This is a genomic window from Rickettsia sp. Oklahoma-10 (assembly GCF_039954865.1).
In the GTDB taxonomy this organism is placed as follows: Bacteria; Pseudomonadota; Alphaproteobacteria; order Rickettsiales; family Rickettsiaceae; genus Rickettsia; species Rickettsia oklahomensis.
In genome coordinates, this window is record NZ_CP157197.1 from 532,568 (window position 1) to 558,716 (window position 26,149).

The window sequence follows — 26,149 nt, forward strand, 5'->3', positions numbered from 1 at the left end:
ATGGATACAGACACGTTAAAGAAAAATTTACAAGAAAAGATGGAGAAAGCTCTAAAAGTTTTAGATCATGAGCTTAAAGGACTACGTACAGGTAGGGCTTCAGTTAATCTACTCGACAGTGTAACCGTAGAAGCTTACGGGAGTAAAATGCCGCTTTCACAAGTTGCTTCCCTATCCACCCCTGATGCACGAACAATTAATGTGCAGGTCTGGGATAAATCTATGGTATCATCGGTAGAGAAAGGCATTACAATAGCAAATCTCGGCTTAACTCCTGCAACGGACGGTCAACTAATTAAACTACCAATACCGGTTTTAACTGAAGAAAGACGTAAAGAACTTGTAAAGCTTGCTTATAAATATGGTGAGGATACTAAAATTTCATTACGTAATATTAGAAGAGACGGTAATGAAGAACTTAAAAAACTAGAAAAGAACAATATTCTTGCAAAAGATGAGCATCATAGCTTATCTGAACAAGTACAAAAACTAACCAATGATTATAGTAATAAAGTTGACTCGGCAATAAAACAAAAAGAACAAGAAATAATGACTGTTTAATGTCATATCGTAGCTTGATCACGGTATCCATAATTTTAGTATTTGGATACCGCTACAAGCTCGTTGGACGATAAAAAAGTGGAATCGATTCACGCAACGAATGCCTTACTGAAATGACATCAGGCTATACTACTAATCAAAATAATAAAACTTATGATTACAAAAGAAGAAGCACAAAAAATAGCAAAATTAGCTAGATTAAAATTTGAAGAAGATACTGTAGAAAAATTTTCTACTCAGCTTAGCTCTATAATAGATATGATCGATATTTTAAATGAAATAGATTGTAAAAATATAGAGCCTTTAACTTCGGTTTCTAATATGAATGCTAGAATGCGAGAGGATGAAGTTACAAGTTCTGATTTATCAAATAAATTATTTGATAATGTAAGTGGAGATAGCGCTCAACTTGCTAAAGAAGTAAAATATTTTATCACTCCAAAGGTTATTGAATAATTATGACAGAACTAAACAAATTAACAGTAGCAGATAGTATAAAAGGTCTAAAAAATAAGGATTTCACAAGTACGGAATTAGTTAATGCACATATTAAACAAATAGAGAAGCATAAAAACCTAAATGCTTATGTTACCAAAACTTTTGATCTTGCCTTAAAGGGTGCACAAATTGCAGATCAAAATTATGCTCAAAATAAAGCAAGAATACTTGAGGGTATCCCATTTGCCGCTAAAGATCTTTTCTGTACGAAAGGAATTAGAACTACGGCATGTTCTAATATACTGAAAAATTTTATACCTAATTATGAATCAAGCGTTACACAAAATATTTTTGATAAGGGCGGTGTGATGCTTGGCAAAACTAATATGGATGAATTTGCGATGGGTTCGGCAAATATTACTAGTTGTTTTGGAAATGTAATTAGTCCTTGGAAAGCGAATAACGACAATAGTGATCTAGTGCCAGGCGGTTCTTCTGGAGGATCGGCTGCATCAGTTAGCGGTTTTATGGCGCCTGCTGCTCTTGGTAGCGATACAGGTGGCTCGGTACGCCAACCAGCGAGTTTTACGGGTTTAGTCGGGTTTAAACCGACATACGGACGTTGCTCAAGATACGGAATGGTATCATTTGCTAGCTCTCTTGATCAGGCAGGGGTATTTACTAGAAGCGTTCTAGATAGTGCTATTATGCTTGAAGCAATAATGGGATTTGATGAAAAAGATTCTACTTCGATCAAAGCAGAAGTACCACAATTACAATCTGCTATCGGCAGTTCGGTAAAAAATATGAAGATAGGCATACCTATTAGCCTTGGTGAAGGCAGTATTATTGAGCCCGATATTATGAAAATGTGGCAGGATACTATAGAGCTACTTAAAAATGCCGGTGTTGAAATGTTTGATATTACTTTACCGCATGCTAAATACGGCGTTGCCGTTTATTACGTAATAGCACCGGCTGAAGCTTCTTCAAATTTGTCTAGATATGATGGCGTTAGATACGGTCTTCGGGTAGAACATGAAAATATGACGCTTGACGAAATGTATGAAATGACTAGATCAGCTGGATTTGGGGAGGAAGTAAAACGTCGTATTATGATTGGAACATATGTACTGTCATCTAGTTGTATGGATGCATATTATTTAAAAGCTCAAAAAGTACGTAGTTTAGTTGCAAGCGACTTTAATAATGCTTTTGAAAAAGTTGATGCCATTTTATTACCGGCTGCTCCATCTGAAGCATTTAAGATCGGTGAAAAACAAAATGACCCGACTATTATGTATTTAAATGATTTATTTACTATTCCTGCAAGTTTAGCCGGGTTACCTTGTGTATCGGTTCCTGCCGGATTATCGGCACGAGGTTTACCTCTTGGAATGCAGATTATCTGTAAACAATTAGATGAGTATAATGTTTTGAAAATAGCATCAATAATTGAGTCAGGTGTTAAACATATTAAATTTGAGCCAAAGGATTTTTAGTTATGACATATATTGAAGGTAATACGGGGAAATGGGAATATGTAATAGGGCTTGAAATTCATGCTCAAATCTCCTCAAAATCTAAGCTTTTTTCAGGAAGTAGTAATACATTTGCAGCAATGCCAAATTCACAGGTTTCTTATGTTGATGCCGCAATGCCCGGGATGTTACCGGTACTAAATAAGCACTGTGTACACCAAGCAATTAAAACAGGACTTGGACTTAAAGCACAGATAAATAAATATTCGGTATTTGATCGTAAAAATTATTTTTATGCTGATCTACCACAAGGTTACCAAATTTCCCAATTTTATTATCCTATAGTACAAAACGGAACTATGGAAATACAGACTAATACTGGTGATCTTAAAACTATTCGTATTAACCGTTTGCATTTAGAGCAAGATGCAGGTAAATCTATACATGATCAATCTCCGCGTTATAGCTTTATAGATTTAAATCGTGCCGGCATTGGGCTTATGGAAATTGTGACCGAACCTGATATATCATCCCCAGAAGAAGCAGCTGAATTTGTTAAAAAATTGAGAAATTTGCTACGTTATATCGGTAGCTGTGATGGCGATATGGAAAAAGGATCAATGCGTTGTGATGCTAATATATCAGTAAGACGTAGCAGTGAACCACTTGGTATAAGATGTGAAATTAAAAATATTAACTCAATTCGTAATATCATTAAAGCAATAGAATTTGAAGCTAAAAGACAAGTAGATTTAATTGAGAATGGTGGAATCGTAATTCAGGAAACACGGTTATTTAATGCTGATAGCGGCGAAACAAGAACTATGCGTTTAAAAGAAGAAGCTATTGATTATAGATATTTTCCTGATCCTGATTTATTACCGCTTGTTATTTCTGATGAGTTAATAAGTGAGCTGAAAGCAAGCTTACCTGAGCTACCTGATCAAAAAATTAAGAAATATACAAAAGAATTTGGCTTAAGTAAATATGATGCTGAAGTAATCGTAGCCGATGAATCAGTGGCCAAGTATTTTGAGCAAGCAGCAAATGAGTGTAACCCTAAAATGCTTGCCAATTGGCTAACCAGTGAGTTGTTTGGACAATTAAATAAAGCATCAATAGAAATAAGTAAATGTAAAATTACTCCCAGTAGTTTTGCAAAACTAATAAAATTAATAGAAAATGATACTATTTCCGGTAAAATTGCAAAAACTGTTTTTGAAATTATGTTTGAAACCGGTAAAGCACCTGATAAAATAGTAGAGGAAAAAGGACTTGTACAGGTTTCAGATAATAACGTGCTAAACACGGTAATTAATGAGGTAATAGCTGAAAATCCTGAATCTATAGAGGCTTATAGAAGCGGTAAGAATAAATTATTAGGTTTTTTTATAGGACAGGTAATGAAAAAAACCGGCGGCAAGGCTAATCCAATACTTGTAAATCAGCTTTTAAAGGAGAAATTAGGTTCTTGATGTGTTTTCACCGCGACTTGATCACTGTATGACACAGGAGGGCATGCTCAAACTTAAAACATTGTTTTTATGAAATTTCTAAAAATATTTTTACTATCTTGCTTACTAGTTTCTTGTAAAAAAGAAGACACTGAAAACACTTTAATAGTTGGTACTGCTGCAGATAATCCTCCTTATGAATTTATCAAAGATGGAGAGATTGTTGGGATTGATATTGATATCATCAAAGCAATAAGCGAGCGTCTCAATAAAAAAGTTATAATAAAAAACTTCGACTTTAATGGTTTACTTGCAGCTTTGATTAGCGAAAATATTGATGTTGCGGTGGCGGAACTTTCCGTAACACCGGAACGTGCCGAATATATCAGCTTTTCCGATAATTACGCTACTGCAAGATTCGCCATAATATACAGAACAGGCGATAATATACAATCTAGCAAAGATCTAGAGAATAAAATAGTAGGAGTACAACTTGGCAGTGTTTTAGAAAAAAGAGCACAAGATCTATCACATACTATAAATATTAAAGTTCATTCTTTAGCAAATCATTTAATGTTAGTTGAAGAATTAAAAGCCGGAGTCATAGATGCTATTATCTCCGAAGAATTTCAGGGCATAAAATTAAAAGAAAATAATTCAAATTTAGAAAGCAGTACTTTAGAAGAATTTTCATCCGATTTTGCTATAGGTATGTCTAAACACTCAGGATTAATTAATGAAATTAATGAGGCAATCTATTCATTAAAAAAAGACGGAACCATTAACAAAATTATGAAAAAATGGCTGGGACAGTAACAGAAAGTCAATTTAAAGATGCTATGAGCCGCTTCCCACATGGGGTGACTGTTATAACTACAAATTGTAACAATAAACTTTTTGGATTTACTGCTAGTTCTTTTATTTCTGTATCTTTAAGACCGCCTTTAATATTATTTTGCCTTAATAAAAACTCTTTTAGCATACACAGTTTTCAAAAAAGTAATAAGTTTGCAATTAGTATTTTAGCAGAGAATCAAATTGATATCTCAAAGCATTTTGCTAAATCACAACCTAACAAATTTACAAAAATTGATTATAAGCTTGGTAATAAAACTGATTGTCCTTTAATAAATGGTGCAACTTGCCATATAGAATGTAATAAATATGCTTCTTATAATGCCGGTGATCATGCTATATTTATTGGTGAAGTAATAAATACCGCTATTAAAAACAATCTAAAACCTCTATTATATTTTTATAAATCCTATACAAATTTACAATAAAGCAAATATGATAAATATTGGTCTTAGTGGTTCTACCGGTAAAATAGGAAGAACTATTGCTGAAAAAATAGGCGAATTTGAGAATTGCACAATTTCAGCAAAATTTAATAGTACTAATAGTCTATATGATTTAGACAATTTTTGTAAAAATTCTGATGTAATCATCGATTTTTCTACCCACGAAATATTAGAAAAATTAGTTAATTATGCATTAAAACACAATACAAAATTAGTGATCGGCACAACAGGTCTTCAGCCTAAACATTTTAAGTGTTTAGCAAAAGCAGCTCAAACTTTACCTATTTTATATTCCGCAAATATGAGTATAGGAGCTAATTTACTCAGCTATCTAGCTAAAGAAGCCACGAAAATACTAGGTGATTACGATGTTGAAATTTTAGAAATACATCACCGTAATAAAAAAGATTCACCCTCAGGTACTGCTATTATGCTTGCTAAAACAATTGCAAGTGAAAAAGGTTTAGATATAAAATTTAATCGCGGTAACAGACCAAGAAAAAAAGAGGAAATAGGTATTTCCTCACTTCGTGGTGGGAATGTTCACGGTATACATGAAATATCTTTTTTAGATGATAATGAAATAATCACTTTAAAACATGAAGCTCTAAATAAAAATTCTTTTGCCAACGGTGCAATTAAAGCTGCTATTTGGCTACACGATAAACCTTCTGCTTTATATTCAATGCAAGATTTTTATAAAATTTAATTAATTATAGCTTGAAAAAACACTTTTCAAAGACTATATTTTATTGTGTAAATACATAGTAGGTTACTTATGATTGATTATACAAAAACTTTAACTGCCACCTCAAAAAATAACACTTTTGATGAAGGCTTAAGAAAATACATGCTTAAAGTATATAATTATATGGCTTTAGCACTTTTACTAACTGGCTTAGCAGCTGTAACAACTATATCAGTTGAGCCTATTTATAACGTAATGTTTCAAACCGGCTTCGGCACTATTATAATGTTTGCTCCGCTCGGTATTGCTTTATATTTCTTTATGGGCTTTGGACGCATGAATCTGCAAACGGCACAAATATTATTTTGGGTTTATGCCGCTTTAATTGGTATGTCGCTTGCATATTTAGCTCTTATTTATACCAGTGCATCAATAGCACGTACTTTCTTTATTTGTTCCTCTGTTTTTGGAGCAATGAGCTTATACGGTTATAGTACAAGTAGAGATTTAACATCTATGGGGTCATTTTTTGCAATGGGTCTTATAGGTCTTGTAATCGCCTCACTAGTTAACCTATTTTTACAAAGTTCAGCTCTCTCTTTTGCTACTTCTCTTATTGGAATAGTAGTATTTATGGGATTAATTGCTTGGGATACTCAAAAGATTAAGTCTATGTATTACATGGCAGGAAATGATGAAGTGGGACAAAAGCTTTCTATTATGGCAGCCTTTACTTTATATTTAGATTTTATTAACCTTTTCTTATATTTAATGAGATTTTTAGGTAATAGAAGGGGTTAAAAAATTTTAATGCTTTTTTATGTCCATAAAGACAAATAATTTAACCTCGATAATTACCAATAGCGAGTTATGTAATAATTCGCTATTTGCGTTTGTGACTTAATTATAGTATAGTAGTATATACTGTTCTAGCATATCAGCAACAAGGTATAGGAGGGGGAATAAGAAAAGAAAAAATTATTATAGAAAAAAATTTAATCAAAGCTGGTTTGAAGATTGACTTGATAATTGTCTCAACTGGATTTAAAAAAAGAAGAAATTGAGAAACTAAACATAAAGTATCTGCATTTTTTAAAAATATAAAATATGAAAGTTACAGCAGATGATTTAAGTATTTATATTCATTGGCCGTTTTGTGTGTCAAAATGCCCTTATTGTGATTTTAATTCTCATTTGGCAAGCACTATAGATCATGATCAGTGGCTTAGGTCATATGAAAGGGAAATTGAGTATTTTAAGGCCATTATTCAAAATAAATATATAAAATCTATTTTTTTTGGTGGTGGCACCCCTTCATTAATGAATCCTATAATAGTGGAAGTAATAATAAATAAAATTAGTAATATAGCAATTATTGATCAGCAAACTGAGATAACTCTAGAAACAAATCCCACATCATTTGAAACTGAAAAGTTTAAAGCATTTAAATCTGCAGGAATTAATCGTGTTTCAATTGGAGTACAATCCTTAAAAGAAGATGATTTAAAAACACTAGGTAGAACCCATGATTGTATGCAAGCCATTAAAACAATTGAGGTGGCCAATACGATTTTCCCACGAGTATCATTTGATTTAATATATGCACGTAGCGGTCAGACATTAAAAGATTGGAAAGAAGAATTAAAACAAGCAATACAGCTTGCTACCTCACATATTTCTCTTTATCAGTTGAATATTGAAAAAGGCACACCATTTTATAAATTATTTAAGGACGGTAACCTGGTTTTGCCACATTCGGATGAAGCAGCTGAAATGTATGAATGGACAAACCATTATCTAGAATCTAAAAAATATTTTAGATATGAGATATCTAATTATGCTCTAGCGAGCCAGGCATGTTTACATAATTTAACTTACTGGAATTATAATAGTTACTTAGGTATAGGTCCTGGAGCTCATAGTAGAATCATTGAATCCTCAAGTTCAGTATCAGCAATTATGATGTGGCATAAACCTGAAAAATGGTTAGACTCAGTTAAAACAAAAAATGTTGGTATTCAAACTAACATTAAGTTAACACATCAAGAAATTATTGAAGAAATGTTAATAATGGGATTGCGTCTTAAAAGTGGCATAGATATTGCTACATTAGAGCAGAAATTAAATACAAAATTAGAAAATATTTTAGATATGAATAATCTGAAACATTATCAAAACCAAGACTTAATTAAGTTAGATAAAAATTTTTATCTTACCGATAAAGGTTTAATGCTGCATAGTTACATAGTATCTAGATTGATCAAGTAATTTTAAAGTTTATAATTATTTTTACTTCTATTCATGGGATGGAATGTAAACTTGAGTATAAGAGTGAAAAAATGTATATGAAAGTATCGAGTATGATCAGAAAGTTGGGAATTCAATTATATCGTTAGCAGATAGCTATTAATGCAGATAATATCGATAAAGTAAAAAAGATAGATAAGGGATATGGAGTAAACAAAACATGCTTGGGTTGAACTTTTCTAGATTATGCTATATCGAGAATAATAATATAAAAATTGCCGAATTTTTAATTAATCAGGGAATGCGTCCTAATTTAGGATATGAATAGCTAGTCCAGAATGATGTTAGCCGCAGAAAGAAATAATCCTGATTTAATCTTTAAGTTTGGATAAGATTGGTTCCAATAGTAATTTTTTGTAATTTGCTACCTTATAAAAAGTAGAAATTGATGGTTAAATATATCGGACAGAAAATTATATGTTATTGTTAGGAGTTGCGTTAGGCAACATGCGGTAATCTTAGAAGTTTTCTAGATTATCATGCATTCTACGCATGTTTGTAATGGTGTTTTTACATGATTTACATAAAACTATCTATCCATATATCCTAAGGTTGAGCAGAATTTGCCAATATGAATATTTTATAATAAAATAACAATCTTTTCCATCCAGTTGTTATTCTTGTATGTCAAACCATTTTAATGATATTACTGGAAGCAATATATATAATTTTGAATAGATTTTTGGTCTACAAAATTTTATTTAACAACTCTACTACTCTTTGTATTTCAGGAATAGTATCCATCTTTTTTTCTGCTGTAATAACCATTAGCATTATTAAAAGTATAGAATATACTCTATTTTATATATTTTTTCTTTTGGGCGTATTATTTCTACTTTATTAATCACCCTGTAAGAATTATATTCTATTATCTTATTTTAGAGTTTGATTAATATTTTCAAAACCGATATCTATACTAATAACTTTTCCGTCTTTTACCAATAAACTTTATATGCCCGTCAAACCCAAGGGTAATAAATTTAATTATAGTTTTGAGTTTTAATTTTTGGATTAAACCTTTAGTAGTGATAATCTGAAAAGGACTTTTTTATAGTATATTTTCCCAATTAACAACTACTCTCGGCTATAGAATGCAAAGATGATTCCGGTAAAGCTCTATTATTTATAATACACACCTTTTTGATGGTGCTATTTATGAAATTTAATATATATAATCAACTTCAAGTTAATATAGCTAAATACATACTTCAGGCTCTAAAATCAAAAGTTGAAATATATTAAAGATATGTAACAAGTATAATATGAAATGAAGAGTTGGGGGCATGAAGTTCAACTTGGCAAAGAGCAGTAGCAATATATAAGCTGAAGAGCACCGCGTATACTAAATACGTGAGCATTAAGGGATAGACAAAGCAAGGTAGCTAAGTCCAATTTGAACGAGTAGAGTATATTAAGATAAATATACTTCCTTATCTAAAGTATTTTCGCTGTTGTCTATAATCATAGTAATTGTTGCATCGCCGGTAATATTGATAGTAGTACGGAGCATATCAAGTATTCGGTCAATACCGGCAATAATTGCTACTCCCTCTATGGGTAAGTGAACCGAAGAAAGAACCATAGGAAGCATTATTAAAGAGGCACCAGGAATACCAGCACCGCCGATAGAGCCAAGTGTTGAAGTGAGAATAATTACTAAATAGTCATGAGGAGCAAGTGTTACTCCCATCATCTGAGCAAAAAATATAGTAGTAAGAGATAAATTTATAGCAAAGCCATCCATATTAATTGATGCACCTATTGGAAGTACGAACGCAGTACTAGACTCTGAAATGCCAAGTTTTTCACGACAAACTTGCATAGTAGTTGCAAGAGTTGCTTTACTACTTGAAGTAGCAAAAGCAAGCATCTGATACTCAAAACTTTTCTTATAAAAAGGTATGGGGGAAACACGGCAGAATACATATATAAGTAAGCCAAAAACTAAATATTGAAACGTCATAGCCACAACTACCGCTACAACAAGTTTTGATAAACTAATCATTACCTCAACTCCTTGCATACCTACAATCCAGCCTGTTAAGGCAAAAGCACCGTAAGGGGATAATTGAATAACAAACGATATCATTTTTAATATTAATTTTGACATTACATGAATTAAATCAGTAATAGGTTCACTGATAGATTTCATTTTATTTAAGGTAATTCCAACAAAAATAGCAAAAAATACAACTTGTAAGACATCGCCGTTTGCAAAAGCTCCAACTGCATTATCAGGGACAATATTTACAAAAAAATCAATTATATTAAATGAAGTTCTACTTGTCGTTCCTGAATAGGCAAGATCTATAATATGTAGGCCTACTCCAGGCTTTAATACTAAGGCAACAGTGAGTCCAAAAATCGTGGCAAAAAAAGTAGTACCTAAAAAAGCGGCTACCGCTTTCATTCCTACTCTACCGAGTGTGGAAGTATCGTTCATACTAGTGATACCAGAAACCAAACTGAAGAAAATTAAAGGAGTAATGATCATTTTTATCAAACGTAAGAAAATGTCACCAATAGGTTTAATATAATTAACATATTGTGGTAAGTATATACCAAATATTATACCTAAGATTAACCCTAAGGTAACTTTTTGCCATAATTTCATAATTTATTTACTTAATTTTAAATTTGTTTAACTATAAATTTATTTACTATTTTGGTCAATCCATTCTAAGTACTTTTTAAAGCCATAGTCAATATTTATTTTTATTATTTGTGGTAATTCATAATTATGAATTGAAATGATTTTGTTTTCAAGTTCGTCATAATTAGAAGATTTTGCTTTAATTATAAGTCTATGTTCGGTTTCTAAAGTTACTCTACCATCCCATCTAAAGTAACTGTTGACATCATCAATCTGAATGCAGGCAGCAAGATTTAATTCTAACAAAATAGATGCTATTTTCTTGGCAATTTGCAAATCATTAGTAGTAGTTAAAATTAAACAATAATCTTGTATATTCGATGAACTTGAGAAATTGACTATGTCCTCTTTATGAGTACTAGGATGTTCCAGTATTTTTGTCTGATTCGTACCTCGGCTTATAGATTCCTTACTATCTTCAAAGTTGGTCTGCATATAACCCCTCTTCATTTTACCGAGATACATGTCTAAACCTCAACAAAACAATTAGGTGTTTCAAATAGTTTGAGGCTAGTAATAGAGAACTTTTGGTTTATGAAAAGTTTAGGAAAAATTTCATCTTTTAAATGTATTACTATATTTTCAGCAGTCGGGTTATTGTTCATGTAATATATTTTTTGACCGGTACAATGTTCTATTTGCTGTCCCATTTCCTTATCGTCTTGATGTAGAATTAGGCTATGATCAAAATTTTCATCAATCCATTTTTTTACCAAATCCTTAATTAAACTAAAATCGATTACCATACCAAGTTTATCGGTTTTATTTGCAGCTATAGTTATCTCAAGAACATAGCGATGGCCATGTAAAAACTGACATTTATTTTGATGTCCAATAATTCTATGTCCCGAATCAAATTCAATGCGACGAGTACATTTTATCATGATATATACTCCTAATAAATGAAAAGTAGATAAATGAAATTTAATTTGGAAAAGAGCAAGGTGTTTTGATATTTTTAACCAACCGTAACGTAGTAAAACTTACTTGAGGATTCAAAATGAAAAACAACTTACCCAATTTAAATTAAAACGAGTGTAATTATAAGTTTAACAATAATTTCTCAGGATTCTCAATGAGCTGCTTAATTTTTACCAAGAACGATACTCCTTCTTTTCCATCAATTATACGATGATCATAGGATAAAGCTATATACATCATCGGACGCACTTCAATTTTACCGTCTATAACTACGGCTCTTTCCTCAGTTTTGTGTAAACCTAAAATACCTGATTGAGGGGGATTAATAATTGGCGTGGATAATAATGAGCCATATACGCCGCCGTTAGAAATCGAAAATGTCCCTCCTGACAAGTCAGTCATAGAAAGCTTGCCTTCACGTGCCTTTTTAGCCAAAGTTCCTATCGCTTTTTCTACTTCAGCAAATCCCATTTTATCAGCGTCTCTCACAACAGGTACGACAAGCCCTTGCTCTGTTCCGACAGCTACTCCTATATCGTAATAATTTTTATATACTAAATCATTGCCGTTTATTTCAGCATTTACCGATGGAATAAGCTTTAAAGCTTCTATAGTTGCTTTGACAAAAAACGACATAAATCCAAGTTTCACAGCATGCTTTTTCTCAAACTCTTCTTTATATTGATTACGCAAGGCAATTACTTTTGACATATCGATTTCATTGAAAGTAGTCAAAATAGCTGCCGTATTTTGTGAATCTTTCAAGCGTTGTGCAATAGTTTTACGTAAACGTGACATACGAACACGTTGGACCCTATCTTCATTAGATTTACTCATTGTAGGAGTAGAAGTAGTTACAGTCGGAGCGTTTAGTATTTCAAGCACGTCACCTTTGGTAATCCTACTGTCTCTACCTGTACCTTTTATGTTATTTGGATCAAGCTGATTTTCGGTAACTAATTTTTGTACAGAAGGGGCAAGAATATTATTAGCAACGGCAGGTTTCGCTACAGCCTTTTCTGAAGTATTTTGCATGGCTGCTTGAGGGTTTGCAGATTCATTATTAGTACTGTCAGTACTTGCAACCACTCCTTCATTTATTTCAGCTATTTCTTCACCAATTGTAACATTTTCACCGTCAGTTTTCAATATTTTACCTATAGTACCGCTGCAAGGAGCATTAACTTCTAACGTTACTTTTTCGGTTTCGATTTCTAACAGTAGGTCATCGGTTATAACTGAATCACCTTCTTTCTTATACCACTTGGCAATAGTTGCATCCGTTACAGATTCCCCAAGTGACGGTACTATAATTTTAATACTCATAATTTATTTACTCCTCAAAAATCGAAAAACGTATTCGGTATTATAACTGTGTTTTGACTACAGTATCCAGAAAAACAATAGAGAATACTAATAATTTTAGTATTTTACACGCGATCCTGAGATCAAGGCGCGTTATGACAACTTAATTTTTCAAACTATCTAACCACAATATTCAAACCTTTATAGCTGCTTTTAGCAATTTTTCTTGCTGTTTATTATGTACTTGCAGCGAACCTACTGCAGGGGAGGCTGATTCCTCTCTACCTACATATTTAAATTCGTTATTAATTCCAGCTTCTTTTAAAGCATCGTTTAAATGAGAAACTATATAAAGCCAGGCTCCCATATTTTTCGGTTCTTCCTGACACCAAATAAATTCCTGTGTCCTATTATATTTTTTTAATAATGATGCTACAACCTTTTTTTCAAAAGGATATAATTGTTCTAACCTAATAATCGCTATATTACTATTATTCCCACGCATTTCCAACAAATCATAATATACCTTGCCACTACATAAAATTACTTTTGTAATATTGTTTGCATCTACTTTATTTACTTCATCTAAAACTGGTAAGAAAGTAGTATTTTCACCTATCTCATCAAGTTTAGATACAGCATATTTATGACGTAATAATGATTTCGGTGACATTACAATTAATGGTTTGCGGGTATCATCGAGTATTTGGCGACGTAGCAGATGAAAAATTGAAGCAGGAGTAGTAGGATATGTAACATACATGTTATCTGCTGCAGCTAATTGTAAAAATCTCTCAAGCCTTGCCGAGCTATGCTCTGGTCCTTGTCCCTCAAATGCATGAGGTAACAAAACCACAAGCCCGCTCATACAAAGCCATTTAGTTTCACTGCTTGAAATAAACTGATCAAAAATAATTTGAGCTCCATTAGCAAAATCGCCGAATTGTGCCTCCCACAAAATCAGGTTTTTAGGATTTACTAAAGAATAACCGTATTCAAAACCAAGCGCTGCATATTCAGATAAATTACTATTGGTTACCTCATATTTTGCTTGCTTTTCCGATAAATTATTTAAAGGTATATAGGTAGTATCGTCAATTTGGTGATGCAATACCGAATGACGATGCGAGAAAGTACCGCGTCCTGAATCCTGTCCTGTTAATCTTATATAAGTTCCTGTATTAAGCAGCGTTGCGAAAGCTAACTGCTCTGCCGTCGCCCAGTCAATAGTCTGGTCTATAGTTAAACTAGCCTTTCTATTATCAAATAATTTTACAAGTTTTGGATTAACAGCAAAATTTTTCGGTATTTCGCATAGTTTACTTCCTAAATCTTGTAATATTTCTTTATTTATACCTGTTACTGCAGTAGATTTGAGAGTACGAGAAATGCCTTGCCATAAACCGCCTAAGAAATGAGCTTCGTGTTTATAACTTTTAGCCTGCTCATATTCATTATCTAGCTTTGCTTTAAATTCTTCTTTTAATTTAGGAAAATAATTATTATCAATTATACCACTTTTTACTAACTTATTTGCATAAATATTTCCAGGGGTAGGTTTTCTTTTAATAATGTTATACATCTTGCCTTGTGTATACATCGGTTCGTCACCCTCATTATGCCCGTATTTTCGGTAACAAACAATTTCTACTACAACATCTTTACCAAATTTCTGCCTATATTCTACAGCAATATTAGTTGCTTTTAACACTGCCTCTATATCGTCACCGTTAACGTGTAAAATTGGAGCAGCTATTATTTTAGCGAACTCTGTAGAATATCTACTCGCTCTAATATCCGTAGCATTTGCTGTAAAACCTAGCTGATTATTAATGACAAAATGTAATATCCCGCCGATATCATAAGCGGCTAAAGGTGACATTGCTAGACTCTCTGCTACTACACCTTGACCGCAAAAAGCAGCGTCACCATGCACTAAAATAGCTTTGACTTTATTACGTTTAGTATCTTTAAGTATATCTTGCTTTGCTCTTACTTTTCCTGCAACTATAGGGTTTACTGCCTCTAAATGCGATGGATTATCGGCTAATGATAAATGTATTTTCTTATCCCCTATGACTCTATCCGAGGAATAGCCTAAGTGATATTTTACATCGCCTGAAACATTTAGCTCATCAGGAAATGTGTTGCCGCTTATGAAGTCTGCAATAACGGCTTTATATGGTTTGCCAACTACTTTAGTCAGGGTGTTTAACCTCCCTCGATGTGCCATACCGATGACAACTTCTTCAACACCTTGATGCATAGATAAATCTATAGCTTTACTCATGGCGACTATAGAAGCATCACCACCCTCAATGGAAAAACGCTTAGCTCCAGGGAATTTTATATGTAGATATTGTTCAAACCCTTCTACTTCTACTAAATCATTTAAGATAGTTTTTTTGTCTTCAGAAGAAAAGGTAACATCGTGTTCTAGCTTATTATATAACCAGGTTTTTTCTTCTACATTTTCTACTTGTTCAAACTCTATACCTATAGAATTTGTATAAATTTTATCAAGCTTGGTCACTAATTCAGATAATTTGCAGTTCCAAGTACCCACAAATTCATCTCTAATATTAATATTTTCTTCTAGCTGACCGCTATCAAAACCAAAAGTTTCGATATTAAGCTTTAAATCATTTTTTGTTTTACGTATTTCAAGACCAAGCGGGTCAAGATTTGCTAAATAATGAGCATGCTTGCGATAAGCATTTATCATTTCTTTAGCTTTGAAACTATTTAAGCTTTCAGCAGATAGATTATTATTTAACAATTCTGTTTTAGTATCATCAGAGATAATTATTTTTGCTGTACTTTTATTAAACAAATATTCATTATTGTCTTTAACCTGAGAAAAAAAGTCTAGCCAAGTTTGATCAACTGAAGCGGGATTTGTTAAATATTGTCTATATAGCTCTTCAACAAAAACAGCATTCCCGCCAAATAAGAAGTCTGTTGTTTTTAAATATTTGTTCATATTGTTGTTTATATTATTTGATTTTTTATCGTAAATACATCATTGCAAGGAGGTATTGTTGTGTAGAATGATTTCCACTCTTTTCATCCTGAAACTTGATCGTGGGATCCAGTTAGAAATATCAAAATAATGCACACTCTAAGTTGTTTTTTATACCCTGTGGTCAAGTTATGTGGTGACACAGCGGGTTTTACCTATCCATGCGGTAAAGTCTTCAATCACTGAGCTCATGACGGTGTTTACTATAAATACTTCCTCTCTAAATACTTGATATACCCTTCAGGGTTTATCTTGTCCTCACCGCTAACACTTTTTAATAAATCGGTTGAATTTTTTAACGAACCGAGATTTCTAAAATTCTTATTTAGATAATTATTTAGATTACTAAAATCACCCTTTAATATATCCTCTTTTATATTTGGGTGTATCTCTTGTACTTTTTTCATCACCATTGAAGCAATAATTGCACCATTTGTATAGGCGGGAAAGTAACCGAAACTTCCGTGTGACCAATGAATGTCTTGGAGACAGCCGTTACTGAAACTTGACGGTTTAATACCTAAATATTCTTCCATCTTACTGTCCCAAAAGTTTGGTAACTCATCAAGGTTTAAATCACCATTGATTAGCAGTTCTTCAATCTCGAAACGTAATATTACATGCATTGGATAAGTTAGTTCATCTGCATCCACTCTTATAAAATCAGGCATAACTCTTGTAATTTTTCTATATAAATTTTCTGCTGAATATTCTTTGCCTTTTATATTAAATTCATTGTGCAGTAATTTGGCTAAAAATTCTGTAAATTCTCTTGATCTACCTATTTGCATCTCCATAAATAAAGACTGGCTTTCATGAAAAGCTATACCTTTAGCAAGTCCTACCGGTTGTCCTTTATACATTTCTGGTAGATTCTGCTCATATAAAGCATGACCTGTTTCATGAATAATCCCCATTAAACCGCTTATGAAATTGTCTTTATCATACCTAGTAGTTAAACGTATATCGTTTGGTGTGCCACCGCAAAAAGGATGAAGTGATTCGTCAAGTCGTCCTTTTTTCAGATCAAACTGCATAATTTCTATAATGCGTTTTCCGATACACTTTTGTATCTCAGGATCTAGTCTAATATTCTTTACTAATTCTTTTGTACTATTTTGCTTTTCTAAAACTTTATTTATAAGTACCCGAAGTGCTTTTTTAAGTACTGAAAAAACTTGCTTGATCTCGCTACTTTGCCTGCTTGGATCATACATATCTATTAATGAGTCATATAATCTGCAATTAAAAACATCTGCTCGTGCTTTTGCTATTTCTTTCGTATAATATAAAACTTTTTGTAAGTGCGGTTTGAATAAATTATAGTCATTGTTTTTTCTTGCTTCTCGCCAAACAAGTTCTGCTTTATTAGTAGCAGCGACTAACTTCTTTTGTAGTTGCTCATCAACACAATTTGCATCTTTTACCTTTCTCTCAATCTCTCTAATATTAGCATTTTGCCAATAGTTAAGGTTTTTTGATTCTTCTTTTGCCTTGCTAAGTAGCTCTTGTAGGATAGGAGATTTGAGCATTGCATGAACATGCGACGTTAAAGTTACTATTTCGTTGCTGCGACTCTCACCTGAACCTATAGGCATATTCACAGCAATATCCCAGTATAATATGCTTAGAATATTATTAAAATGAGAGATGTTTGAAAATTCATTTTCTAATTTTGTGTAGTTGTTCATATTTTCTTCTATTGTATGTTTTGTCGTACGACTTCGATGTCATTCCCGTGAAAGCAGGTATCTAAAACATTTAGTGTCATTCCACAAACTTATGGCGGGATCTAGTAATAAAAGTTACTAGTATCATAGATTACTTCTCTAAATCCCTTGATTAAGTCGCGGGATGACAATGAATACTAATACAAATGCAACAATTCCTTTGCTGCCTTTAAACTTGCCTCGGTAATTGTTTTACCTGAAATCATGCGGGCAAGTTCCTCTTGTCTTTCAGATAAATTCAAAGTTTTTGCCGTTACCTTTGTTTCATTTTCTAGCTGCGTTTTCTCAATTTTGATATGTAAGTCGGCTTTACCTGCTACTTGAGGTTGGTGTGTAATAACTATTACTTGAGTAAAAGTACTAAGATTTTTTAATCTCTCACCTACTTTATCTGCAACTGCACCGCCGATTCCAACATCTATTTCATCAAATATAATAGACGGTTTTAACATTTTATCAAATAGAGCAGTTTTTAAAGCAAGCATGAACCTTGATAATTCACCGCCGGAAGCAATTTTATTGATTGCTTCCGCTGTTGTTCCAGGGTTAGTAGAAGCCTTAAACACAATATCGTCATTACCACACGCTGTCAGTTCTTTTCTAGTAGTTATTTCAATTCTAAAGATTGCTTTTGCCATTTTAAGCTGTTGTAGCTCCTGATGCAACGATTCTTCTAGATGTTTTGCAGCAATAAGACGCTTTGTAGATAAACCGCTTGCTAGTTCATAATATTTTTTCTGCAATAGCACTTCTTGAGCTTTTAACTCATTGATATTTGTTATTTTATTTTTTAATATACTGAGCTGCTCTAAAGATTTATCTAAAAATACACCTAACTCATCAGCAGGAACATTATATTTACGACTAATAGCTTTTATTAAAAATAATCTTTCTTCTATTTCTTCAAGATTATATTCCTCATAATTAAACCTATCTAACAGGTTTGATAATTTTTGGCGTGCTATTTCTAAATTATTATAGGCTTCTTCTAAACTTGTAGCGATAGTTTTAAAATGTTCATGTTGACCTTGTCTTGCTAATAATTTTTCTGCTCTATTAATTGAAATATTTATTTCGGGATTGTTAATCTGTTCTAGAATACCTTTTATTAGTTGTAACTCTTTATCTTTATTTTGCAAATCTTTTCGTATATTTGATAATTTTTCTTCTTCACCTATTTGAATGTTCAACTTAGATAATTCTTCCGTTGCAAAGTTTAAATAATCAATTTCTTGTTTTATAGAATTGTGTTTAAGTGTTATTTCAGCAATTTCTTTCCGAGTATCTTGCCAAACCTGATAACATTTGGTAAGCTCTGCTCGGAAGTCCAAAAGATTTCCGTAACTGTCTAAAATATCACGCTGCGTATTTGCTTCTAGAAGCGAAATATTATTATTTTGTCCATAAAGCTCAAATAAGTAAGTAGCTAATTGTTGCATAATAGTCTTATTAACTACTTGATTATTAATGAAGAAATTTTTGCGTCCCTCGGCTTTTTGCAAACACTTTACAAGTAATAACTCTTCAGGTTCAATAAAATTTTTGAGTAGAAAATTTTTAATTTTTTCATTTAAAATGAATATTATATTAACAGCAGCGTAATCTTTTCCATGCTTTATTATGTTGTGTGAAGTTTTATAACCTAGGCAAAATAAAATAGCATCAAGCAAAATAGACTTACCGGCTCCTGTCTCACCGGTAATAACACATAAACCTTTATTAAACTCAATTTCCAGCTCGTCTATTAGAATGAAATTCTTAACTAAAATACTCTGGAGCATAATTATACTAATATATCACTTCAAAAATTGGTATTGTTATTCTACAAGAGTGCAGGGAGCTACGTATTAATAATAATATACGCTCCACTCCTTGCCTTGTAAATTCCTTACTCTTTTTAAAGTTGATCTTCATATAACTCTTCTTCATATTTACCGATATCATACTACTTGACTAACTTATATGCATAACTATACCAATGACTCTCGGGGTAGTTATAACCTAGTATTGAGGCATATTTTTTTGCTTCATCTGGTAGTCCGAGTATCATGTAGCTTTCAGCTAAACGGTAAAGAGCTTCTAGCGAATGAGAAGTAGTTTGATAATTATTAATTACCTCTTCAAATCTGTTAATTGCTGCCATAGGATTTTTTTTCTTTAAGTAAAAACGACCTACCATCATCTCTTTAGCTGCTAGATGATCATTTACTAGGTCAATTTTTAAAGATGCATCAATAGCATATTTGGTATTTGGGAATTTGTCTATTACGTCTTTAAAACTGTCTTTAGCAAGGAGAGTTCTAGAGTGATCATGTTTTACATCAGAAATCAACATATAATATGATAGAGCTTTAAGGTAATATGCATAAGCAATATCAACATTTGCAGGATGCAAATTAATAAACGTATCAAGTATATCAACTGCTTCTTCATATTGAGTAGCAAGGAATAAAGAATAAGCCTGCATCAATTCAGCTTGTGGCGTTATTTCATTACCTGGATGTTGATAAAATACTCTTCCAAATTCTTCTGCAGCTTTCTTATATTTTTTCTTTTCTAACAAAGTAATACCTTCGTTATAAAGAGTTGTAATAGGAACTACTATATCATCATTGTTTTTTTTGCTTTTACAGCCACTTAAAAATAGTCCTATAATGAACAGGACACTTAATAATTTTGCTAATTTCATAAGAACTTAAATTCAGTTAATACCTCAATATACATATAGGTTTGTCGAATTTCAAGGGTTCAATTTAAAATCTCATAAACTTATAATTTTTTGGACTTAATTTCTCTACCTAGTGTCCTTTATCATTTTTATTGTATTGTTTTTCAACGGTTGACCATGCATACTTTGTATAACAACTGCTTCTCTTGAATCATCCTTACATCTTTTATCGTTTTATTGGTACCATTATATTGATTAATGCATGATTAAAAGCTTCGCGATAAATATCCTTAGTATATGGTCCGAAAGATATTTCTTTTACTGAATCAGGTAATCGTCCTTAATTTTTATGATACATAGAAACCTCAGGTCACATTATGTAAATAATTATTTTATAACATCACAGGTTTTATTTCTATAGGATAGTAAAGCAAAATTTATGACCATAAGCTTTTCATTTTGTTAAAAAAGCTGCTATCGTTTTCTTTTTCACTTATGGATTCTTTTTTGAATTCTTCTAACAACTCACGCTGTCTTTTAGATAAATTTTTAGGTACTTCAACATGAATATGTGTAAGCATATCACCCCTAATAGTTGATCGCATTTTAGACATACCTTTGCTGCGTAGTCTTAATTGATCGCCGTTTTGTGTACCTGCAGGAATTGTTAAATTTACTTTTCCGCCTTCAATGATCGGTACTTCTACTTCCCCTCCAAGGGCGGCATTTACAAAACTAATAGGTAGTTTACAATGTAAATTTGCTCCGTCTACTTTATAAATATCATGAGGTTTTATTGATACATCAACGTATAAATCACCGCTATTCCCGCCTCTAATACCTGCTTCTCCTTCACCTGTGTGTTTTATTCTAGTACCATTTTCAACACCGGCAGGAATATTTACTGATAAATTTCGTTGCTTATGGTAACGTCCCATGCCGTGGCATTTTTTGCATGGATTTTTTATAATTTGTCCATTGCCTTGGCATTTATGGCAAGTTTGCTCGATCGTAAAGAACCCTTGCTGAATTCTAGTTACTCCAAGACCGCTGCAAGCATCACAAGTTGTTACAGTTTCACCTTTTTCAGAACCGCTACCGTGACAAGTGTCGCATTTTACTTCGCTAGAAAAGCTAATGTTTTTTTCTATACCGTGAAATGCTTCTTCTAAATTAATTGTTAGATCATATTTTAAATCTGAGCCTCTAACTTTGCTTGAAGTTGGACGTGACCTTCTACTACCTCCCATAAAGTCACTAAAGAAGTCACCGAAAATATCATTAATATCGGGATGAAAACCACTAGTCCCTCCTGCTGCTCCTCTTCGTGATTGTTGATTTTGAAAAGCATCATGCCCAAAACGGTCATAAGCTGCTCTTTTTTGTTCATCTTTTAAAATGTCATAAGCAGCATTGATTTCTTTAAATTTCTTCTCTGCATTCGTATCTCCGGCTGCCGCATTATCGGGATGATATTGTTTAGCTAGCTTGTGGTAAGCTTTTTTAAGTTCAGCTGAACTAGCTGTTTTACTCACACCTAGAACTTGGTAATAATCTTGTGACATAATTTAATTTACAAACATGGTTGGCATCCTGTGACTTGACCGCAGGACCTTAGGAATCCATTTATATATTTTTTGGATACCGTGTGGTCAATCCACAGTATTAAAATACTTGCTTTACTTCTTTTCTACATCCTTAAAATCGGCATCTACTACTTTTTCATTGTTAGCAGTATTGCCTTCAGAAGACTGACTTTCACTTTGTGTTTTATACATTGCTTCACCAATTTTCATACTAGCTAAAGTTAAGCTTTCAGTCTTTTCTTTAATTAAAGCTGCATCTTCCGAATCAAGAACGGCTTTTAAAGCAGCTAGTGCTTCTTCGACTAGTCCTTTATCTTCTGATGATAATTTATCGCTATAATCTTTTAAAGTTTTTTCAGTAGAATAAACTAAACTATCGGCAGCATTTTTTACCTCAATAAGTTCTTTACGCTTTTTATCTTTATCAGCATTTTGTTCAGCATCTTTAACCATTTGTTCAATTTCAGCATTACTGAGTCCTCCTGAGGCTTGAATAGTTACTTTTTGCTCCTTACCGCTCGCTTTATCCTTAGCTGATACATGTACTATTCCATTAACGTCAATATCAAATGTTACTTCTATTTGCGGCACACCTCTAGGTGCAGGAGGTATTCCCTCAAGATTAAACTGACCAAGTAATTTATTATCTTTTGCCATTTCACGTTCACCTTGGAACACTCTAATAGTTACGGCATGCTGATTATCATCGGCAGTGGAGAATACCTGGCTTTTTTTAGTCGGGATAGTAGTATTGCGATCTATTAATCTAGTAAAGACACCGCCAAGAGTTTCAATACCCAGGGATAAAGGTGTAACATCTAATAGTAATATATCCGTTACTTCTTTATTAAGCACTCCACCTTGGATAGCAGCACCAAGAGCTACAACCTCATCGGGATTGACGCCTTTATGTGGTTCACGTCCAAAGAATTTTTTTACGGCTTCTTGTACTTTTGGCATTCTAGTCATACCACCGACTAACACTACTTCCTGAATATCGGAAGGCTTTAAACCTGCATCCTTTAATGCTTTGTGACAAGGTTCGATGGTTTTCTCAATTAAATCGTCTACTAATTTTTCAAGTTCTGCTCTAGTAAATTTGATATTTAAATGTTTTGGGCCGCTACTATCGGCCGTAATATAAGGTAAATTAATATCAGTAGTTACTGCGGAGGATAGCTCTTTCTTAGCTTTTTCTGCTGCTTCTTTCAAACGTTGCAGTGCTAAAGGATCATTACGTAAATCTATACCGCTTGCTTTTTTAAATACATCTATTAAATGGTTTAATATTCTTGTATCAAAATCCTCACCGCCAAGGAATGTATCACCGTTCGTTGATTTTACTTCAAAAACACCATCACCGATTTCAAGGATTGAAATATCAAACGTTCCACCGCCTAAATCATAAACCGCAATAGTCTTACTTGCAGATTTGTCAAAACCGTAAGCAAGAGCTGCTGCAGTCGGTTCGTTAATTATTCTAAGCACTTCAAGACCTGCTATTTTGCCTGCATCTTTTGTTGCTTGACGTTGTGCATCATTAAAATAAGCAGGTACAGTTATTACTGCTTGTGTTACTTTTTCTCCTAAATAATTCTCGGCAGTTTCTTTCATTTTTTGTAAAATAAAAGCACTAATTTGACTTGGTGAATATTTTTTATTATCCGCTTCCACCCATGCATCACCGTTATCGGCTTTAACTATATTATATGGTACGATATCTTGGTCTTTTTTAACCATAGGATCAGTAAAATTTCTACCGATTAATCGCTTTACTGCATATATAGTATTGCGAGGGTTAGTTACTGCTTGTCTCTTAGCTGATTGCCCTACTAATTTTTCGCCATTTGCAAAAGCTATTATTGATGGTGTAGTTCTCTCACCTTCTGAATTTTCTATTACTTTTGGCTCTTTCCCTTCCATGACCGCAACGCAAGAGTTAGTAGTACCAAGGTCAATACCTATTACTTTTCCCATAATAATCCTCGTTTTCTTAAAATTTTCTATTTTGTTATAACTTTATTGTTTGATATAGTGTGACTTTAATGATTTTACAAGAGGTGAAAATGACAAAACTATCGATTGTACTAAAACTTTTATTTATTATTAATTTAGTTTTCTTTAACAAGATAGTTTTAGCTTCTGCAGAAATGAATAGTACTATATTTGAAAAAGCTAAGAAAGCAATTGTAACGATTGATACTAGAATTGCTGTATCGGCTTATGAAGATACAAGAAGTTGGACTGGAACTGGATTTATTAACGATAAGCAAAACGGTTATATAATTACTAATACTCATGTGGTTGGTATTGCTTCGATCGGAACTTATTTTGTTACGTTTTATAACGGTGAGCAGGCAGAAGCAAAACTTATCTATTACGATATTTGGCAAGATTATGCCATTCTAAAAGTAGAGAGTAAAGACATACCGGTATCGGCGACACAAATATCTTTTGCAAGTGAACTTCCAAAATTAAATCAAAAAGTTTTTGTAGTAGGTAATACCGAATCTCAAGGCTTTTCTTTCCATACTGGTTACTTATCAGATCTTTATAATGTTGCAGGTATGATGCCGCAATGTACTTATGTTATTAGTTTAAATACTACAGGAGGTGCTAGCGGTTCACCGGTGTTAAATGATAAGATTGAGGCTATAGGCGTATTATATGGCGGTGGTAAAACCCATGCTTTGGCGTTGCACGGTAATTATGTAGCTCGCACTTTGGAAAGTTTGAAGAATAATAAAGAACCAAAGCGGAATCATATTGGGGTAGTAGGTGAATTATATTCTTTAAATAAGGCAGTTAAACATCATAATTTTCCTAAAGAAGAAATGGATAAATATATAAATAAATTTCCTGATAGTAGAAATAGAGTGATAAGCGTTAAAGCAATTCTAGCAGGATCGCCTGCTGAAAAGCTTTTAAAAGCCGGTGATATTATTTGGGCCATAAATGACAAAGAACTTGGTGGTAATCTAGCATTATTTGATAAAGAAATGGATAATTTTAAAGGAATAGCTATTAAGCTTACTATATTTCGTGATGGAAAAAAGCTAGAACAAGCAGTAGATTTATATGATATAAATAGTACTAAAATCACTAAAATGATAAATTTTGGTGGTGCCGTATTTTTTGAAACTGATGATTATTTTAGTAATAAATCAGGTATTCCGCTTAAAGCTTTAAGTATAGCTTCTGTTCAATCGGGTAGTAGCTTTAGCTCTATACCAACGTTTTTTACTAAAGATTATAAAAATGTTTATAGGTTGCAAATTCTTGACATAAAAGATCTGAAATTAAATAATATTGATGATTTGGTGAAATTCTTACCTGCTATTACTAAAGAGAAATTTATAACGGTTAGATTTAGAAATTATCAACCTTATTACGCTAATTTTGGTTATAATGAACTTATCTCATCACATGATAATATGATTGCGGATGTAACTCTGGATTCTATAGATATTAAGCCTTATATATTGAAATATAATACTATTTCTCATGACTGGGATATGGAAAATATAAAACTTCATTAAGTAATTAATTCTATATATTAACATTAATTTGTTGTGTTGTTATTTTCTCATTAATACTCTTAAATTTATAATCTTATATTTAAGGCTCTGTGAAGGAACATTAAATTATTTATTTAGATATTATTGAGCAAACATTAATAAGATTTTTGTAGGAATAGTTATTCATTTAAAAGCTTATAATTTACAGCTAAAAAGAATAAAATATATTAATTAATTTTTCTTCATATAGCCTAAATATAAGATTATAAATTTAAGAGTATTAATGAGAAAATAACAAATACCTACATCAGATTGCAATTAATATAAAACTCCAAGCCGAAATTCGTCCTATTCAGATAGAGAAATGAAATCCATGTCAGTAAGGATTATAGAAGAGTTGGCAAAATTATTAATAAGCGCATGAAAACTTTTAAAAGTGCATTCAAGGTATCTCTTGAAAATAATCCCAATGCCGTATTACAGAAGCAGTTGAACATGGTGAAAAAAGATTTAGTA

Annotated in this window: 20 protein-coding genes; 10 read left to right on the forward strand and 10 right to left on the reverse strand. The window is 32.5% G+C overall.

The features are described from left to right. The 9 genes from frr to hemW all read left to right on the forward strand — a co-directional run bounded on the left by frr (position 1) and on the right by hemW (position 8,191). Complete coding sequence (gene frr, locus AAGW17_RS02390) at positions 1-561, forward strand: ribosome recycling factor (RefSeq protein ID WP_347939332.1); 561 nt, start codon at positions 1-3, stop codon at positions 559-561. A gap of 153 nt (positions 562-714) precedes the next feature. After that, positions 715-1,017 carry an Asp-tRNA(Asn)/Glu-tRNA(Gln) amidotransferase subunit GatC gene (gene gatC, locus AAGW17_RS02395; protein WP_347939333.1) on the forward strand — a complete coding sequence of 101 codons (303 nt, stop codon included), beginning with the start codon at positions 715-717 and terminating at the stop codon, positions 1,015-1,017. 2 nt (positions 1,018-1,019) lie between these two features. Next, positions 1,020-2,501: an Asp-tRNA(Asn)/Glu-tRNA(Gln) amidotransferase subunit GatA gene (gene gatA, locus AAGW17_RS02400; protein ID WP_347939334.1), complete on the forward strand. Its 1,482-nt coding sequence runs from the start codon at positions 1,020-1,022 to the stop codon at positions 2,499-2,501. 2 nt (positions 2,502-2,503) lie between these two features. After that, entirely contained in the window at positions 2,504-3,955 is a 1,452-nt protein-coding gene (gene gatB / locus AAGW17_RS02405) for an Asp-tRNA(Asn)/Glu-tRNA(Gln) amidotransferase subunit GatB (RefSeq protein WP_347939335.1), read from the forward strand. Positions 3,956-4,024: 69 nt separating this feature from the next. Continuing rightward, on the forward strand, positions 4,025-4,750 hold the full coding sequence (locus tag AAGW17_RS02410) for an ABC transporter substrate-binding protein (RefSeq protein ID WP_347939336.1): 726 nt from the start codon (positions 4,025-4,027) through the stop codon (positions 4,748-4,750). Continuing rightward, positions 4,735-5,217 (forward strand): flavin reductase family protein, encoded by a 483-nt coding sequence (locus AAGW17_RS02415; protein ID WP_347939337.1) that lies wholly within the window; start codon positions 4,735-4,737, stop codon positions 5,215-5,217. The genes AAGW17_RS02410 and AAGW17_RS02415 overlap by 16 nt, the downstream gene beginning before the upstream one ends. A gap of 7 nt (positions 5,218-5,224) precedes the next feature. Then, complete coding sequence (gene dapB, locus AAGW17_RS02420) at positions 5,225-5,944, forward strand: 4-hydroxy-tetrahydrodipicolinate reductase (protein WP_347939338.1); 720 nt, start codon at positions 5,225-5,227, stop codon at positions 5,942-5,944. 69 nt (positions 5,945-6,013) lie between these two features. Then, positions 6,014-6,724, forward strand: coding sequence for a Bax inhibitor-1/YccA family protein (locus tag AAGW17_RS02425; RefSeq protein ID WP_347939339.1), 711 nt, complete (start codon positions 6,014-6,016; stop codon positions 6,722-6,724). Positions 6,725-7,030: 306 nt separating this feature from the next. Beyond that, positions 7,031-8,191 (forward strand): radical SAM family heme chaperone HemW, encoded by a 1,161-nt coding sequence (hemW, locus tag AAGW17_RS02430; RefSeq protein WP_347939340.1) that lies wholly within the window; start codon positions 7,031-7,033, stop codon positions 8,189-8,191. 1,450 nt (positions 8,192-9,641) lie between these two features. On the opposite strand, the gene AAGW17_RS02435 is transcribed toward hemW, so the two are convergent. The 10 genes from AAGW17_RS02435 to dnaK all read right to left on the reverse strand — a co-directional run bounded on the left by AAGW17_RS02435 (position 9,642) and on the right by dnaK (position 24,092). Next, positions 9,642-10,844: a dicarboxylate/amino acid:cation symporter gene (locus AAGW17_RS02435; protein WP_347939341.1), complete on the reverse strand. Its 1,203-nt coding sequence runs from the start codon at positions 10,842-10,844 to the stop codon at positions 9,642-9,644. A gap of 39 nt (positions 10,845-10,883) precedes the next feature. After that, positions 10,884-11,198: a divalent-cation tolerance protein CutA gene (gene cutA, locus AAGW17_RS02440; protein ID WP_347939393.1), complete on the reverse strand. Its 315-nt coding sequence runs from the start codon at positions 11,196-11,198 to the stop codon at positions 10,884-10,886. Between the two features lie 152 nt (positions 11,199-11,350). Next, complete coding sequence (locus AAGW17_RS02450; RefSeq protein ID WP_347939342.1) at positions 11,351-11,767, reverse strand: 6-pyruvoyl trahydropterin synthase family protein; 417 nt, start codon at positions 11,765-11,767, stop codon at positions 11,351-11,353. A gap of 157 nt (positions 11,768-11,924) precedes the next feature. After that, positions 11,925-13,130 (reverse strand): 2-oxoglutarate dehydrogenase complex dihydrolipoyllysine-residue succinyltransferase, encoded by a 1,206-nt coding sequence (odhB, locus tag AAGW17_RS02455; RefSeq protein ID WP_347939343.1) that lies wholly within the window; start codon positions 13,128-13,130, stop codon positions 11,925-11,927. 172 nt (positions 13,131-13,302) lie between these two features. Beyond that, positions 13,303-16,092 carry a 2-oxoglutarate dehydrogenase E1 component gene (locus AAGW17_RS02460; protein WP_347939344.1) on the reverse strand — a complete coding sequence of 930 codons (2,790 nt, stop codon included), beginning with the start codon at positions 16,090-16,092 and terminating at the stop codon, positions 13,303-13,305. A gap of 242 nt (positions 16,093-16,334) precedes the next feature. Further along, a complete protein-coding gene (locus tag AAGW17_RS02465; RefSeq protein ID WP_347939345.1) occupies positions 16,335-17,822 on the reverse strand; it encodes a carboxypeptidase M32 in 1,488 nt (495 codons plus the stop codon). A 176-nt stretch (positions 17,823-17,998) separates the two neighbouring features. Then, a complete protein-coding gene (gene recN, locus AAGW17_RS02470; protein ID WP_347939346.1) occupies positions 17,999-19,642 on the reverse strand; it encodes a DNA repair protein RecN in 1,644 nt (547 codons plus the stop codon). A gap of 164 nt (positions 19,643-19,806) precedes the next feature. After that, positions 19,807-20,550: an outer membrane protein assembly factor BamD gene (locus AAGW17_RS02475; RefSeq protein ID WP_347939347.1), complete on the reverse strand. Its 744-nt coding sequence runs from the start codon at positions 20,548-20,550 to the stop codon at positions 19,807-19,809. 416 nt (positions 20,551-20,966) lie between these two features. Further along, entirely contained in the window at positions 20,967-22,094 is a 1,128-nt protein-coding gene (gene dnaJ, locus AAGW17_RS02480; protein WP_347939348.1) for a molecular chaperone DnaJ, read from the reverse strand. Positions 22,095-22,208: 114 nt separating this feature from the next. Beyond that, positions 22,209-24,092, reverse strand: a complete 1,884-nt coding sequence (gene dnaK / locus AAGW17_RS02485; protein ID WP_347939349.1) for a molecular chaperone DnaK — start codon at positions 24,090-24,092, stop codon at positions 22,209-22,211. Positions 24,093-24,160: 68 nt separating this feature from the next. On the opposite strand from dnaK, the gene AAGW17_RS02490 reads away from it, so the two are divergent. Beyond that, positions 24,161-25,654, forward strand: a complete 1,494-nt coding sequence (locus AAGW17_RS02490) for a S1C family serine protease (RefSeq protein WP_347939350.1) — start codon at positions 24,161-24,163, stop codon at positions 25,652-25,654. Positions 25,655-26,149: the final 495 nt, after the last annotated feature.